This window comes from Actinoallomurus acanthiterrae (assembly GCF_054775715.1).
Genome location: NZ_BAAHCO010000001.1, coordinates 1,496,489 through 1,508,590 on the forward strand (window position 1 = coordinate 1,496,489; position 12,102 = coordinate 1,508,590).

Sequence of the window (12,102 nt, forward strand, 5' to 3'; positions counted from 1 at the left end):
GCCTCAGTTCGCTTTACATCTTGTATGGCGAACAGTCACGACGTACGGTCATGGCGTGGATCATCATCCGGTGCTTCACGACGGCGCCCCGGCCGAATCCGGAGCGACGCCGTCGCCGATCGCCGATCCGGCGGTGCCTGAAGGCCGGCTGAGCCTGCGCGAGGAGCAGAAGAGGCTGACCCGCCGCCGGATCCTCGACGGTGCGGTGGCGGTGTTCGAGACCACGTCCTTCGCCGAGGCGACGATGGAGGACATCGCCCGGGCGGCGGGGGTCACCCGGGTGACCGTCTACGCGCACTTCGCCGGGAAGACCGAGATCGTGCGGGCGCTCGTGGCGCACATGTACAAGGTCGCCGACGAGGCCTACACCGACCTGGCCACCCAGCCGGTGTGGACCCGCCAGGCGATCCGCACATGGCTGGAGGGCGCCGCAGGACGCTGGCGCCGGATGGCCCCGGTGGTCCGGGCGCTCGTCGCCGCCGGGCCGACGGCGACCGGCGACGGCGCCCGCGACCGTTCCCGCGCCGCGCGCGAACGCCACGTCGCCCTGCTCACCGAGGACCTCCCACGCTGGCAGGGCACCTCTCCCGCAGAGGCCCGGCAGCGGGCCCTGATGGCCGTGCTGCAGACGGAGTCGTTTCTGGCGGTATGGCTCGCGGGTGAGTGGCCGGTGGCCACCGATGATCCGCTCGAGCTGCTCGTCGACGCCCTGTGCCATCTGCTCGCGCCCGCGCTGGGCGAGCGATCGGGCTGGCGTCTGCGTTCCGGCCTGATCGGCGTGGCCCCCCGTCCCGTGATGTACACCACGTTTCCCCAGAGGAGTCGGTGATGACAACGGTGAAACCCTGGTCCGATCTGCTCGGCGCGTCCGAACGACTGGACGTCGCTCCGGCGTTCGACGAGCTCCGCGAACAGCGCCTGTGCCGGGTCCAACTCCCGTACGGAGAGCCCGCCTGGCTCGTCACCCGCTACGAGGACGCCAAGGTCGTCCTCGGCGATCCGCGGTTCAGCCGGGCCGCCGGCGCCGGGCGCGACGAACCGCGGACACGGCTCCACGTGGGGTCGCCCGGCAACCTTCTGCGCCTGGACCCGCCCGAGCACAGCCGCCTGCGCAGACTCGTGGCCAAGGCGTTCACCGCCCGTCGCGTCGAACAGCTGCGGCCCCGCGCCCAGCAGGTCGCCGACCATCTGGTGGACCGGATGCTGGCCGCCGGACCGCCCTCCGACCTGGTCGAGGACTTCGCGCTGCCCCTGCCGATCACCGTGATCTGCGAACTGCTCGGGGTGCCCGTCGAAGACCGGCACGACTTCCGTCTGTGGTCCGACGCGTTCCTGTCCACCACCAGGTTCACCCCCGAAGAGGTCGCCGAGCACACCGGGAAAATGCGGGACTACATGGCGGGCCTGATCGCCGAACGCCGGAAGGCCCCTCAGGACGACCTGCTCAGCGCGCTCGTCGAGGCGCGCGACCAGCACGACCGGCTGTCAGAGGAGGAGCTCCTGACGATGGCCGAGGGGATCCTGGTCGCCGGTCACGAGACGACGGCCTCGCAGATCCCCAACTTCGTCTACGTGCTGCTGACCCACCCCGAGGCACTCGCGGCCCTACGCGCGGACCCGGACCTGATTCCGCAGGCGGTGGAGGAGCTCATGCGCTACGTCCCCCTCGGGAACGGCGCGGGCAGCGCGCGCTACGCGCTCGAAGACGTCGAACTGGGCGGGGTGACGGTGCGCGCCGGGGAACCCGTGGTGGTCGCCCTGCACTCGGCGAACCGGGACGGATCGGTATACACCGACCCCGCCACGCTCGATCTGGAACGCAAAGAGGCGTCCCACATCGGTTTCGGCCACGGCCCGCATCACTGCCTGGGCGCCCAACTGGCCCGGATGGAGCTCCAGGTCGCCCTGGGCACCCTGCTGCACCGCCTCCCGGACCTGCGGTTCGCCACCTCCGAAGAGGACACCGTCTGGAAGACCGGGGTGGCCACGCGGGCACCCGCGCGGATGCCGATCGCCTGGGACCAGTGAGAACCCGAGGAGACGGGAAGGACACGAAATGACCTGGCTGATCGAGGTGGACGGGCACACCTGCATCGGATCCGGCATCTGCGCGGGAGCCGCACCCGGCCACTTCACGCTCGTCGACGGCACATCCCGGCCCATACGTCGGGAGACCGACCCGGCCGAGCAGGCCGTCGACGCCGCCGAATCGTGCCCGGTCGAGGCGATCAGCATCCGCGACAAGGAGACCGGGGAGATAGTCGCCCCCGAGCAGTGACGGCGTCCAGCCGATCGAGCGGGTGGGCAGGGTCGCCCTGCCCACCCGCTCGGCGCGTGCGTTTGACGGCACCCCTCGGCCGCCTGCACACTTGACTCCATGCCAGCGCGCCAGATCCCGACCGCTCCCGTGGCCTCTCGCCACGCGGTCGCCGCGCTGTGTCCTTCGTGTTGTTGTCGCTGACCTCGTTCAGACCGACCACCAGGCCTGCGGCTCCGCCGCGCTACGAAGGACTTCCCGTTGAACCTGTCCGTCATCCCTGACTTGACCATGCAGGGCGAGGCCGGCCCGTACGCCGCCCGTCCCACCGTCACGATCGGCCGGCTGGCCGGGCTCGTCCGCGAGCTCGCCGCCCGCCCTGGCGACTGGTGGAACCTCGCCCGCTTCGACGGCGTGCCCGTGCGCCTCCCCGGGGAGCAGGAGATCTGGCTGTACGCCTGGGCGCCTGGGCATCGCGCCGCTCCCACCGCCGATGTGCTCGCCGTGCTCGCGGGAGAGCTGTCCGAACGCACGATCACGGACCAGGGGGTCGCCGAGCGCGCGCTGCGGGCCAACCGGGTCCGGGTGTACGGCGGCGGGCACCCGCGTGAGCTGGTGAATCCCGGTCCCGGATACGCGCTCAGCCTCCACGCGACCGTCAGATGAGCGTTCGGTGAACACCGCGCGGGGTCGGCTGCGACCCCGATATTCCGGCCTTAACGTCGTATTCCATGTCCCGCGTCTTTTCCTGGGTGATGCTGGGGGCGAGCATCGTCGCGATGGGCGCGGCAATGATGCTCGGCACCTCCGCTGCCGTGCCGTACTTCGGCCCGACCTGGCCGTTCCTGAGCTTCGGGGGTTCTCCGTCCTGGGCGACGGTCGCGACCCTGACGTGGATCGCGGCGGGGTGCGCGGGAGCCGGAGTGCTGTCCGGGCTGTACGCCCTGCGCCGGGGCCCGTGGGTGAGCCCACGCCGCCTGCTGCTAGCCGGGGTGGTCGTCGCCTGCGTGTACGCGCTGCTTCCGCCCACCGGCTCCGTCGACATGATGAACTACGCCATCTACGGGCGCATCGCCGACCTGGGCCGGAACCCGTACGTCACGACGCCGCTGCGCCTCTCCCACACGGGTGACCCGGTCGGCCTGCTGCTGCCCAGCGGCTGGCAGCGGGTCCCCACCGTGTACGGGCCGGTGATGACCGGAATCCAGTGGCTTGCCGCGCACTTCGGCGGCAACTCGATGGCGCGGATCATCTTCCTGCTCAAGTGGGCCAACGCGGCCGCGTTCATCGGCACCGGGCTGATCCTCGACCGGATGACCGGACCCGACCCGGTGCGCCGGCTCCGCGCCTGCCTGCTGTGGACGGCCAACCCACTGATCCTGTTCTGGATGGTGGGCAGCGGGCACGCGGACGTCTTCGCGGTGTTCTTCCTCGTGGCCGCGCTGTACGCGGCGCGGCGCTCGGCCTTCGCCGGCGGCCTGCTCGGCGGTGCCTCGGTCGCGGTCAAGGCGTCGTTCCTCTTCCCCGCGGCCGGGCTGGTGATCGCCGCCTGGCTGTCCCCGGCGCGGTACCGGCGCGCGGCGGCCACGGTGGTCGGCTTCCTCGTGGTCGGCGTCGGCGGCTACGTGCTGGCCGGGCCGGCGGCGATGCACTCGCTCAACGCCCGGCTCGGCCGCAAGAAGGACCGGTACCTGCCGGTGCCGGAGTTCATCCTGAACCACCACGGGCTCTACATGGTGTGGATGGGCGTGCTCGCGGTCGCGCTGACGGCCTTCCTGTGGTGGCGGGCCGGCCTGCCCTTCGCACTGTGGCGGCAGCCGTCCGCCGAGGCACGGCGGCTGCCGCTCGACGTGCTGCCCGTGGCCGTGCTGGCGTTCGGCACCACCCTCGTCTCGCCGCTGCAGTACCCCTGGTACGACGCCATGCTGCTGCCGATGCTGGCGCTGCTGCCGTACCGGCGGCTGGACTGGACCGTCATCGTCCGCGGCGTCCTGCTCGGGGTGTTCACCCTTCCTGGCGTCCGCGTGAACGGCTACCAGCACCTCGGCGTGCGCTGGGTCAACCTCGTCTGGCTGGCGGTGTTCGTCCTCGTCGTGTGGCGGACGAGCCGCCGCGCCCCCGCCGAGGAATCGCCCGTCGAGCCGTCGACATTCGTGCCTCCGGCACCTCCCCCGTCGGCGCCCTCCTCGACCGCCCCGGCGGCCTGACGCCGCACGGCCCGCCCGATCGCCGTCCTGGCAAGATACGCGGCATGGAACGTGTGCTTGGAATCGGTGGATACTTCATGCGGGCCGGCGACCCGGCGGCGCTGAGCGCGTGGTATCGCGATTGCCTGGGCCTGGATGCCGATGAGAACGGCCTGTGGCGTCAGGGAGCCGGACCGACGGTGTTCGCGACGTTCGAGTCCGAGACCGACTACTTCGGGTCCCGTGCCCAGCAGACCATGCTCAACTTCCGGGTCCGCGATTTGGACGCGATGCTCGCGCAACTGCGCGCCAAGGGAGCGGACGTGGCCGAAGAGACGCAGGACATGGAGGGTGTCGGTCGATTCGGCTGGGTCACCGATCCTGCGGGCAATCGGGTCGAGCTGTGGCAGCCCGCCTGACCGCGTCCGCACGCAGGCGGTGACATGCCGGCGGTCCAGGGTCGTTACCGCTCGGGGTCCTCGCCGTACGGGGCGTCGAGCCGCCAGGCGTACCGAGGGTCCGTGGGCTCGCGCCGGCGCGACCGGAACATGACGCGGAACAGGAAGAGCACGCCGAGGGCGCCGACGAGGCCGGGCGCGACCCAGACGGGGGCCTTCCCGGCGAGATAGGTCCACGCGACGGCGAGGAACAGGACCGCCGCCAGCAGCGACGACGGGTCGAACCTATGCCGGAACACGGGTGACCTCCATGTCCCCGACCGTGCTGCGCAGACGCAGCTCGATGATCGGCGCCGCGCCGTTCTGCGGCGCGTCCGGCTCGAGGACGCGGACGACCCGGGCGCGGGGGCCGCCGGTGATCTGGCGGTCCACGGTGATGTCGCCGAGGAACGCCTGGGCGTTCAGCTCGACGCGCGCCGTGGCGGGCAGTTTGACGTTGAGCACCCCGACCGTCACCGTGGCGGTGACGCGGATGCGCTGTCCGGGAGTGAGCGGCACCGAGGTCAGGTCGACGGCGCCCTCGCCGACGAGGACCTTGTGCGACCGCTCGGCCTGCGACACGTCGGCGGGCCGCCACGCGGAGGCGTGTGTCCTTCGCGCGACGGACGGATCGCCGGCGATCGAGGTCGATGCGAGGGCGAGAGACATGATCGCTCCAACGAAGATCAGCTTGCGGTCCCGGCCGAACCAGGAGCCGACGAAAAGACCGGCCGCGACCACGATGAGTGCGCCGGCGATGATGGTCTGGAGGCCGTCCAGGTCGGGCCGCCTATCGCCGACGGCGTAGAGCACGCCCGCCACCAGGACGGCGGTCACCAATGTGCACGCCGTCAGGTACGACCGGCGCCGGCGTGGAATGACCGGCGAAGGCGTCGGCGGCGAGGGGGGAGGCGGTGCCGTTTCTTGCGGCGCCGTGCCGGCCAGACGAGCAAGATCGATCATACCGTTGGGCATCCGGTAGGGCGGAGCGGCGGGTGCGGCCGGGGGAGTCCACGACGACAGGGGACGGCCCTTGACCCGGTCGGGGAGGCTGCGGGCGAGCGGGACGAGGTCGACGCCGCGGGAGCGCGCCGTGAACAGCGTGAGGGCGAACACCACGACCACCGCGAGCGCGTTGGGAGAGGTCCAGTCGCCCGCGATCCCGAGGACGGCGCCCGCGCCCAGGGCGGCGCCGAGCAGCGCGAGCGCGGTGTCGCCGTCGAACAGCCGGCGGCCGAACCGCTCGATCTTCGACGGGCCCCCGTCGGGCTGCCCCATGAGCAGGAACGCCCCGATGTACAGCACGACGCCGACCCCCGTGGCGAGGACGAGCAGCGCGAACCCGACGCGGAACACGAGCGGGTCGATGCCCGTGTAACGCGCCAGGCCGGCACACACCCCCGTGATGAGCCGGCCTTCCTGCGAGCGGGTGAGCCGCCGCGGCGGCGCGCCGCTGTCCTCGGTCATGAGGACATCGTCCCGAACGCCACCGTCGATCACCATCCGGGAGACCCCTGACACGTCCCTGAGGGACGTTCCGGGGAGAGCCCCGATGCGATCCGGCACGGAACGTGTGACGATCGACCTGTGCCCGAAAACCCTGGTGAGGCCGGCGACGGTCGCCCCCGTCTCGAACGACGCGCCGACGGCCGAGTCGTCGGCGGCGTCTGCCGTGGCCTGGCCGAACATCTGGGGCTCGACCTCGTCGTCGTGCGCGTGGCGTTCGCCGTGCTCATCGCGGCCGGGGTGGGCGTCATCGCGTACGTCGCGCTGTGGCTGCTCGTCCCTCCACGGGTCGAGTCCCGGCCGTCGCGCGACTGGGCGCAGCTGCTCGCGTACGGCGTGCTCGTCGGCGTGCTGTCGACGTTCACGATGACCTCGGCCACGGAGGCCTGGGCCCTGTGGCCGGTGGTGGCGGGCGGCATCGGCGTCGGCATCATCTGGCAGCAGGCCGACCCCGAACACCGGCGGCGCTGGGCCCGTAACACCCGCTCCCTGTGGATCCGCAGCGTCGTCGGCGCGGCCCTCGTGACCGCGGGGCTGGTGGCCTTCCTCGTCCAGAATCTCAAGCACGTCGGGCAGGTCCTGCTCGGCTCGGGCATCATCGTCGCCGGCGTCGCCGTCATCGTGACGCCCTGGCTGCTGCGCATGTGGCGCGACCTCGACGACGAGCGCCGGGAGCGGATCCGATCACAAGAGAGGGCCGAAGTGGCCGCGCACGTACATGACTCGGTGCTGCACACGCTCACGCTCATCCAGCGCAACGCGCACGACCCGAAAGAGGTCCAGCGGCTGGCGCGCGCACAGGAGCGCGACCTGCGCGCCTGGCTGTACCAGCCGAAGGCCGACGCCGAGCAGGTGCTCGCCGCCGCCGTACGGAAGATCTCCGCGGAGGTGGAGGACCACCACGGCGTGCCGATCGAGGTCGTCTGCGTCGGCGACTGCCCGCTCGACGACCGGCTCGGCGCGATGCTGCAGGCGGCCCGCGAGGCCATGGTCAACGCCGCCAAGTACGCGGGGAACGAGACCGCGCCGCCGTCCGTCTCGGTCTACGCGGAAGTGGACGGCGACGATGTGATGATCTTCGTACGGGACCGGGGACGGGGTTTCGACCTCGACGCCGTGCCGGCGGACCGCATGGGCGTCCGGGAGTCCATCATCGGAAGGATGGAGCGCAACGGCGGCAAGGCGGAGATCCGTACGGCTCCGGGCGAGGGCACCGAAGTGAGACTGGAGTTGAAACGGACATGACGCGTGTGGTGCTGGTCGACGACCACCAGATGTTCCGCAGCGGCGTGAAGGCGGAGCTGGGCGACTCGGTGGAGATCGTCGGTGAGGCGGGCGACGTCGACGAGGCCCTCGAGGTCATCGCGGCGACCCGGCCCGACGTCGTGCTGCTCGACGTCCACCTGCCCGGCGGCGGTGGTGTCGAGGTGCTGCGCCGGGTGCTCGGCGGGACGCGGGGCAGCGGTACGGCCGAGGCCGCGACGACGCGGTTCCTGGCGCTGTCGGTGTCGGACGCGGCCGAGGACGTCATCGGCGTGATCCGCGGCGGCGCCCGCGGCTACGTCACCAAGACGATCTCGGGGCCGGAGCTGACGAACGCGATCGGCCGGGTGGCCGAGGGCGACGCGGTCTTCTCGCCCCGGCTCGCCGGGTTCGTGCTGGACGCCTTCGCCGCGACCGACGCCCCGCCCATCGACCCCGAGCTGGACCAGCTCACCCAGCGCGAGCGCGAGGTGCTCCGGCTGATCGCCCGCGGCTACGCGTACAAGGAGATCGCCAAGGAGCTGTTCATCTCGGTCAAGACCGTCGAGACGCACGTGTCATCGGTCCTGCGCAAGCTCCAGCTGTCCAACCGCCACGAGCTGTCCCGCTGGGCCGCCGCCCGCCGTCTCGTTTAGGGGGTGACCTCGCGCAGCTCGCCGGACTTGACATCGAAGACGAAGCCGCGGACGGAGTCCTTGTGCGGGATGAACGGGTCGGCCGTGATCCGTCTGATCGACTCGCGCACGTCCTCGTCCAGGTCGGTGAACGCCTCGACCGCCCAGCCGGGCTCAAGGCCGGTGTCGGCCTTGAGCTGCGCGCGGAACCCCTCGTCGGTGACGCTGAGCAGGCCGCACCCGGTGTGGTGGATCAGGATGATCTCACGGGTCCCGAGAGAGCGCTGGCTGATCGCGACCGAACGGATCACGTCGGCGGTGACCACACCGCCGGCGTTGCGGACGATGTGCGCGTCACCGATCTCCAGGCCCAGCAGGGCGAACAGATCGAGCCGCGCGTCCATGCAGGCCACGACCGTCAGGTGCCGCTCTGGTGCCGCCGACAGACCGCCGGTGTCGAAGCCTTCGGCATAGCGCCGGGCGTTCGCCAAGAGTTCGTCGGTCACGGACATGCGATCACTCCTCCGCTCATCATCGCTCGCCCTATTTGACCACGAAGCAGATTTCGTGAATTCGCCGCCCACTGTCCAGACGTACCGCCGTGCCAGGCGGGCCTCCAGGGCGACACGGTGTGTGATTGCGCAACTACTGAATCGGAGGTACGGACGTAGGTACAATCGAGTTGATGTAGGTACATCAAGGGGGAGTGATGAGCACTGTTTCGGTCCGAGAGTTCTCTTACAACCCCAGCGCGATCTTCGCGCGTGTCGAGCAGGGTGAAACCATCCAGGTCACCCGGCATGGAAACGTGATCGCTCTCTTGCTCCCGGGCAGCGGCACTCTCGGGCGGTACTCCCCGCTTGTGGCCAAGGGCCTCCTGAGGCTGAAGTCGACGACGACCAGTGACCTCGACCGCCTTCCGCGGTACGCCGCACCGGCAGATGCCTCGCCACTGGACCTGCTCCTGGCCGAACGAGAGGAAGACGACCGGTGATCTATCTGGACGCCTCGGCGCTGATCACCCTCATCGCCGGTCGCTCGTACGTCCGCGAGCTACGGGACTTCCTGTCGACCCGGCCCGCGATGCCCATGGGAACGAGCACCATCGGATTCGTTGAGACGGTCCGTACCCTTGACCGTGTCGGTGACTTCCCGCATGTCATGCAGGAGCTGACCCGGGACTTCACCGAGATCCTGGTCACCGACGAGGTACGGGACGCCGCCGCGCTCCTCCCTCCGGGGATCAGGACGCTCGACGCAATCCATGTGGCCAGCGCACAGATCATCGGTGATGCGCTGGAGGCCTTGGTCACCTATGACAAGCGCATGCTGGAGATCGCCCGGTCTGTCGGACTGCCGGCCGAAGCGCCTGGCTTCGCGTAACGGCCGTCGTTCAGCGGCGGACCATGGGGACGTGGGGGATGCCGTCCTCGACGTACTCGGGGCCGTCGACGACGAAGCCGTATCGCGCGTAGAAGCCGTTCACCTGCGTCTGGGCGTCGAGCCGGGCCGTACGCTCGCCGATGACCTCCAGCGCGGCCTCCATCAGCCGTGCCCCCAGCCCGCGTCCGCGCGCGTGCGGCGCCGTCACGACCCGGCCGATCCGCGCGCCGTCCGGGTCGTCCAGGACGCGCAGGTACGCCTCCGGGGCATCCGAGTCGCCGGACAGCCAGACGTGCCGGGTGCCGGGCTCGGTGTCCCGCCCGTCTAGCTCCGGGTACGGGCACTCCTGCTCTACGACGAAGACGTCCACCCGGAGCTTCAGCAACGCGTAGAGGGTGCCGGAATCCAGCTCCGTGAATGCTGCCACCTGCGGTTTCGTGTCACCCATGACCCACGATCCTAAAGACCCCCGCCGTCATCCTCCTCACCGGAGGAGCACCTGTGCCCCCGGAGAGGTTCCGGGGGCCACAGGGCCGTACGTGCGACGTCGGCGTCACACCTCGATCTCCTCCTCGATGCCCTTGAGGTGGTGGCGGGCCAGTGCCAGATTCGCTCTGGCCCGGTCGAGCGCCAGGTAGAGGAACAGGCCCTTGCCCTTGCGCCCGGTGATGGGACGGATGATGTGGTACTGGGTGGAGAGGGTGATGAGGATGTCCTCGATCTCCTCCTTGATGCCGAGCTGTTCCATCGTGCGCAGCTTGGCGCGTACGACCTCGGTATTGCCCGCCGCGGCGATCTGGAGGTCGAGCGCCTTCGAGCCGCCCAGGATGCCGAGCGCCATGCCGCTGTTGTAGTCGACGACGGCGGCGCCGACCGCGCCATCGACGGCCATCATGCTCTTCAGTGCCAGATCCAGGTTGGACATGCGTGATCCTTTCGGGTTACGGGAGTGCGGGGCGCTGGGGGCCGGGCGCCGTGTCGACCAGGTGATCGGCACCTTTGTCAGCCTTTCTCGCAGACCGCCGAGCCGAGGCTTCGTCATGTCAGCTCCTCGAGCCCGGCCCGGAGTCGGAGGAGCACGTCCAGTTCGACCGGCGCCCACCGGCCGGGTGCCGGCGTGTCCGGCGTGCTCTCGCCGGCGCTCGGCGGCGGCCGGCGACGGCGCCTGACCGGAAGCGCGGGGGGTTCGCGCCGGGGTGGCCGGACCAGCTCGGCGGCGGTGAGGGCGCGGACCGCGGTGAGGCATCCGAACGTCGTACGCCCCAGGACGCGCGCCAGGTCGGCGGGCGTACGGCGGCCGTCCGCGTTGAGGAGGACCTCGATCTGCGGAGCGGTCAGGACGATCCGCCGGCGGCGCACCGTGCGGACCGGGACGACCGGAGCCCGGTCCACCAGCGTCGGCGGCCACCCGCCGTCGGGCGCCTCGCGCCGGCGCGCGCACTCGCGCAGCAGCGCCGCGGGAGAGATCCGGCATTCCGGGGCGGGCCGGCGCGGCGCGACTTCGGTGAAGGACGGGACCGCGGCCGAGTCGAGCAGGAAGTACACCGCGTCGAAGATCGCCAACAGCGCCCGCGCCTCCCGTTGCCACCCGACGGGATCGCCCGGGGCGGGCGGAGGTACGTCACGGGGCCGGTCGGGCGCGGGCGACCGCTCAACGGGAGCCGGCGGGGTCGCGCCGGGTGCGGGGCGGGTCCGGCCGGGCGATCGTTCCGCGGGAGCCGGTGAGCCCGCGCCGGGTACGGGCGTCCAGCGGCTCTCGGCGAACGTGACGAACCCGTCGGCGAGGTGGAGCGCGCCGTCGTCGCCGACCCGCAGCACGCCGGTTCGGCGGTCCTTTTCGGCCCGGCGTAATGCCGAGATCAATGTGGGCTCATCCGGTGCCTGAGGCGGAACGGCCGTTTCGGCCACGGCGTGCGGTGGTTCGTGAACTCGCCCCTGGCGTGCCGCCTCATCGCCGCGCACGTTCGGACCCCGCCATTTCCTTGACCATTCCCTGCAGGCGATGCCGGGCCAATGCCAGATTTCCCTGTGCGCGGTCGATCAGCAGGTGCAGGAAGAATAATGCGTCGACGTCCGTGTCCACGGCGGCGAGCAGGTGGTATCCGTTCGCACCGCAGACGATGACCTCCTGGATGTCATCGCCGGTGGCGGTGCTGCTCATCGCCGGGTCGGCCAGGATCGCGCGGACGACCTCGGTGGTGCCCGCGGCGTTCTCGTGCCGGTCGACCAGGTCCTCGCGGCCGGCCGCCGCGACGCAGAGGCCGGTGGCGCAGTCGACGAGCGTGACGCTCCGCGCGCCGGGAACGCCCATGAGCCGCGAAAGGCACCCGTCGATGCTCAGCACGCATTGCCCCCTGATCGGAATGAGGTTTCCAGGAGGCTGAGACGCTACATCGCCCAGGGCCCACGTAGAGCGTAATAGTGCAAATTTCGTCCGTTATCCAAGAAAAACTGAT

The 12,102-nt window shown here is 70.7% G+C and carries 17 protein-coding genes; 10 read left to right on the forward strand and 7 right to left on the reverse strand.

Annotated features, from left to right (window positions below; all coding sequences use genetic code 11):
• The first annotated feature begins 55 nt into the window (after window positions 1-55).
• The 6 genes from ACYVF7_RS07495 to ACYVF7_RS07520 all read left to right on the forward strand — a co-directional run bounded on the left by ACYVF7_RS07495 (window position 56) and on the right by ACYVF7_RS07520 (window position 4,862).
• Window positions 56-829: a TetR/AcrR family transcriptional regulator gene (locus tag ACYVF7_RS07495; RefSeq protein WP_460336858.1), complete on the forward strand. Its 774-nt coding sequence runs from the start codon at window positions 56-58 to the stop codon at window positions 827-829.
• On the forward strand, window positions 829-2,028 hold the full coding sequence (locus ACYVF7_RS07500; protein WP_460336862.1) for a cytochrome P450: 1,200 nt from the start codon (window positions 829-831) through the stop codon (window positions 2,026-2,028). The genes ACYVF7_RS07495 and ACYVF7_RS07500 overlap by 1 nt, the downstream gene beginning before the upstream one ends.
• Before the next feature lie 28 nt (window positions 2,029-2,056).
• Window positions 2,057-2,278, forward strand: coding sequence for a ferredoxin (locus ACYVF7_RS07505; protein ID WP_460336865.1), 222 nt, complete (start codon window positions 2,057-2,059; stop codon window positions 2,276-2,278).
• A 240-nt stretch (window positions 2,279-2,518) separates the two neighbouring features.
• Entirely contained in the window at window positions 2,519-2,923 is a 405-nt protein-coding gene (locus ACYVF7_RS07510) for a cupin domain-containing protein (RefSeq protein WP_460336868.1), read from the forward strand.
• 65 nt (window positions 2,924-2,988) lie between these two features.
• Window positions 2,989-4,464: a hypothetical protein gene (locus ACYVF7_RS07515; protein ID WP_460336871.1), complete on the forward strand. Its 1,476-nt coding sequence runs from the start codon at window positions 2,989-2,991 to the stop codon at window positions 4,462-4,464.
• Window positions 4,465-4,508: 44 nt separating this feature from the next.
• A complete protein-coding gene (locus ACYVF7_RS07520) occupies window positions 4,509-4,862 on the forward strand; it encodes a VOC family protein (RefSeq protein WP_460336874.1) in 354 nt (117 codons plus the stop codon).
• A 44-nt stretch (window positions 4,863-4,906) separates the two neighbouring features.
• Here the strand turns inward: ACYVF7_RS07520 and ACYVF7_RS07525 are convergent, their stop codons facing one another.
• Window positions 4,907-5,140, reverse strand: a complete 234-nt coding sequence (locus ACYVF7_RS07525) for a hypothetical protein (RefSeq protein ID WP_460336877.1) — start codon at window positions 5,138-5,140, stop codon at window positions 4,907-4,909.
• Window positions 5,127-6,347, reverse strand: coding sequence for a PspC domain-containing protein (locus tag ACYVF7_RS07530; RefSeq protein ID WP_460336880.1), 1,221 nt, complete (start codon window positions 6,345-6,347; stop codon window positions 5,127-5,129). Before ACYVF7_RS07530 ends, ACYVF7_RS07525 begins: the two co-directional genes overlap by 14 nt.
• Window positions 6,348-6,467: 120 nt before the next feature.
• Between ACYVF7_RS07530 and ACYVF7_RS07535 the strand changes: the two genes are divergently transcribed.
• Window positions 6,468-7,631: a PspC domain-containing protein gene (locus tag ACYVF7_RS07535; protein ID WP_460336883.1), complete on the forward strand. Its 1,164-nt coding sequence runs from the start codon at window positions 6,468-6,470 to the stop codon at window positions 7,629-7,631.
• Window positions 7,628-8,284, forward strand: coding sequence for a LuxR C-terminal-related transcriptional regulator (locus ACYVF7_RS07540; RefSeq protein WP_460336886.1), 657 nt, complete (start codon window positions 7,628-7,630; stop codon window positions 8,282-8,284). Before ACYVF7_RS07535 ends, ACYVF7_RS07540 begins: the two co-directional genes overlap by 4 nt.
• On the opposite strand, the gene ACYVF7_RS07545 is transcribed toward ACYVF7_RS07540, so the two are convergent.
• Window positions 8,281-8,775, reverse strand: coding sequence for a beta-class carbonic anhydrase (locus ACYVF7_RS07545; RefSeq protein ID WP_460336889.1), 495 nt, complete (start codon window positions 8,773-8,775; stop codon window positions 8,281-8,283). The genes ACYVF7_RS07540 and ACYVF7_RS07545 overlap by 4 nt on opposite strands.
• A 197-nt stretch (window positions 8,776-8,972) precedes the next feature.
• Here ACYVF7_RS07545 and ACYVF7_RS07550 point away from each other — a divergent pair, with 197 nt between their 5' ends.
• Both ACYVF7_RS07550 and ACYVF7_RS07555 read left to right on the forward strand, forming a co-directional pair.
• Complete coding sequence (locus ACYVF7_RS07550) at window positions 8,973-9,257, forward strand: type II toxin-antitoxin system Phd/YefM family antitoxin (RefSeq protein WP_460336891.1); 285 nt, start codon at window positions 8,973-8,975, stop codon at window positions 9,255-9,257.
• The gene (locus ACYVF7_RS07555; protein WP_460336894.1) at window positions 9,254-9,646 is read left to right on the forward strand and encodes a type II toxin-antitoxin system VapC family toxin; all 393 of its coding nucleotides are present in this window, start codon (window positions 9,254-9,256) and stop codon (window positions 9,644-9,646) included. Before ACYVF7_RS07550 ends, ACYVF7_RS07555 begins: the two co-directional genes overlap by 4 nt.
• 10 nt (window positions 9,647-9,656) lie before the next feature.
• On the opposite strand, the gene ACYVF7_RS07560 is transcribed toward ACYVF7_RS07555, so the two are convergent.
• From ACYVF7_RS07560 to ACYVF7_RS07575, 4 genes are all read right to left on the reverse strand, one after another.
• Complete coding sequence (locus tag ACYVF7_RS07560) at window positions 9,657-10,094, reverse strand: GNAT family N-acetyltransferase (protein ID WP_460336897.1); 438 nt, start codon at window positions 10,092-10,094, stop codon at window positions 9,657-9,659.
• 105 nt (window positions 10,095-10,199) lie between these two features.
• Window positions 10,200-10,571 (reverse strand): hypothetical protein, encoded by a 372-nt coding sequence (locus ACYVF7_RS07565; RefSeq protein WP_460336900.1) that lies wholly within the window; start codon window positions 10,569-10,571, stop codon window positions 10,200-10,202.
• 113 nt (window positions 10,572-10,684) lie between these two features.
• Window positions 10,685-11,509, reverse strand: a complete 825-nt coding sequence (locus ACYVF7_RS07570) for a hypothetical protein (RefSeq protein WP_460336902.1) — start codon at window positions 11,507-11,509, stop codon at window positions 10,685-10,687.
• Window positions 11,510-11,594: 85 nt separating this feature from the next.
• On the reverse strand, window positions 11,595-11,990 hold the full coding sequence (locus ACYVF7_RS07575; protein WP_460336904.1) for a hypothetical protein: 396 nt from the start codon (window positions 11,988-11,990) through the stop codon (window positions 11,595-11,597).
• Window positions 11,991-12,102 lie beyond the last annotated feature (112 nt).

Excerpts from the sequence above, each read along its gene's own strand:
- ACYVF7_RS07500 (WP_460336862.1), top strand. The coding sequence starts at position 829 with ATGACAACGGTGAAACCCTGGTCCGATCTGCTCGGCGCGTCCGAACGA.
- ACYVF7_RS07505 (WP_460336865.1), top strand. The coding sequence starts at position 2,057 with ATGACCTGGCTGATCGAGGTGGACGGGCACACCTGCATCGGATCCGGC.
- ACYVF7_RS07515 (WP_460336871.1), top strand. The coding sequence starts at position 2,989 with ATGTCCCGCGTCTTTTCCTGGGTGATGCTGGGGGCGAGCATCGTCGCG.
- ACYVF7_RS07520 (WP_460336874.1), top strand. The coding sequence starts at position 4,509 with ATGGAACGTGTGCTTGGAATCGGTGGATACTTCATGCGGGCCGGCGAC.
- ACYVF7_RS07530 (WP_460336880.1), bottom strand. The coding sequence starts at position 6,347 with ATGACCGAGGACAGCGGCGCGCCGCCGCGGCGGCTCACCCGCTCGCAG.
- ACYVF7_RS07540 (WP_460336886.1), top strand. The coding sequence starts at position 7,628 with ATGACGCGTGTGGTGCTGGTCGACGACCACCAGATGTTCCGCAGCGGC.
- ACYVF7_RS07545 (WP_460336889.1), bottom strand. The coding sequence starts at position 8,775 with ATGTCCGTGACCGACGAACTCTTGGCGAACGCCCGGCGCTATGCCGAA.
- ACYVF7_RS07550 (WP_460336891.1), top strand. The coding sequence starts at position 8,973 with ATGAGCACTGTTTCGGTCCGAGAGTTCTCTTACAACCCCAGCGCGATC.
- ACYVF7_RS07560 (WP_460336897.1), bottom strand. The coding sequence starts at position 10,094 with ATGGGTGACACGAAACCGCAGGTGGCAGCATTCACGGAGCTGGATTCC.
- ACYVF7_RS07565 (WP_460336900.1), bottom strand. The coding sequence starts at position 10,571 with ATGTCCAACCTGGATCTGGCACTGAAGAGCATGATGGCCGTCGATGGC.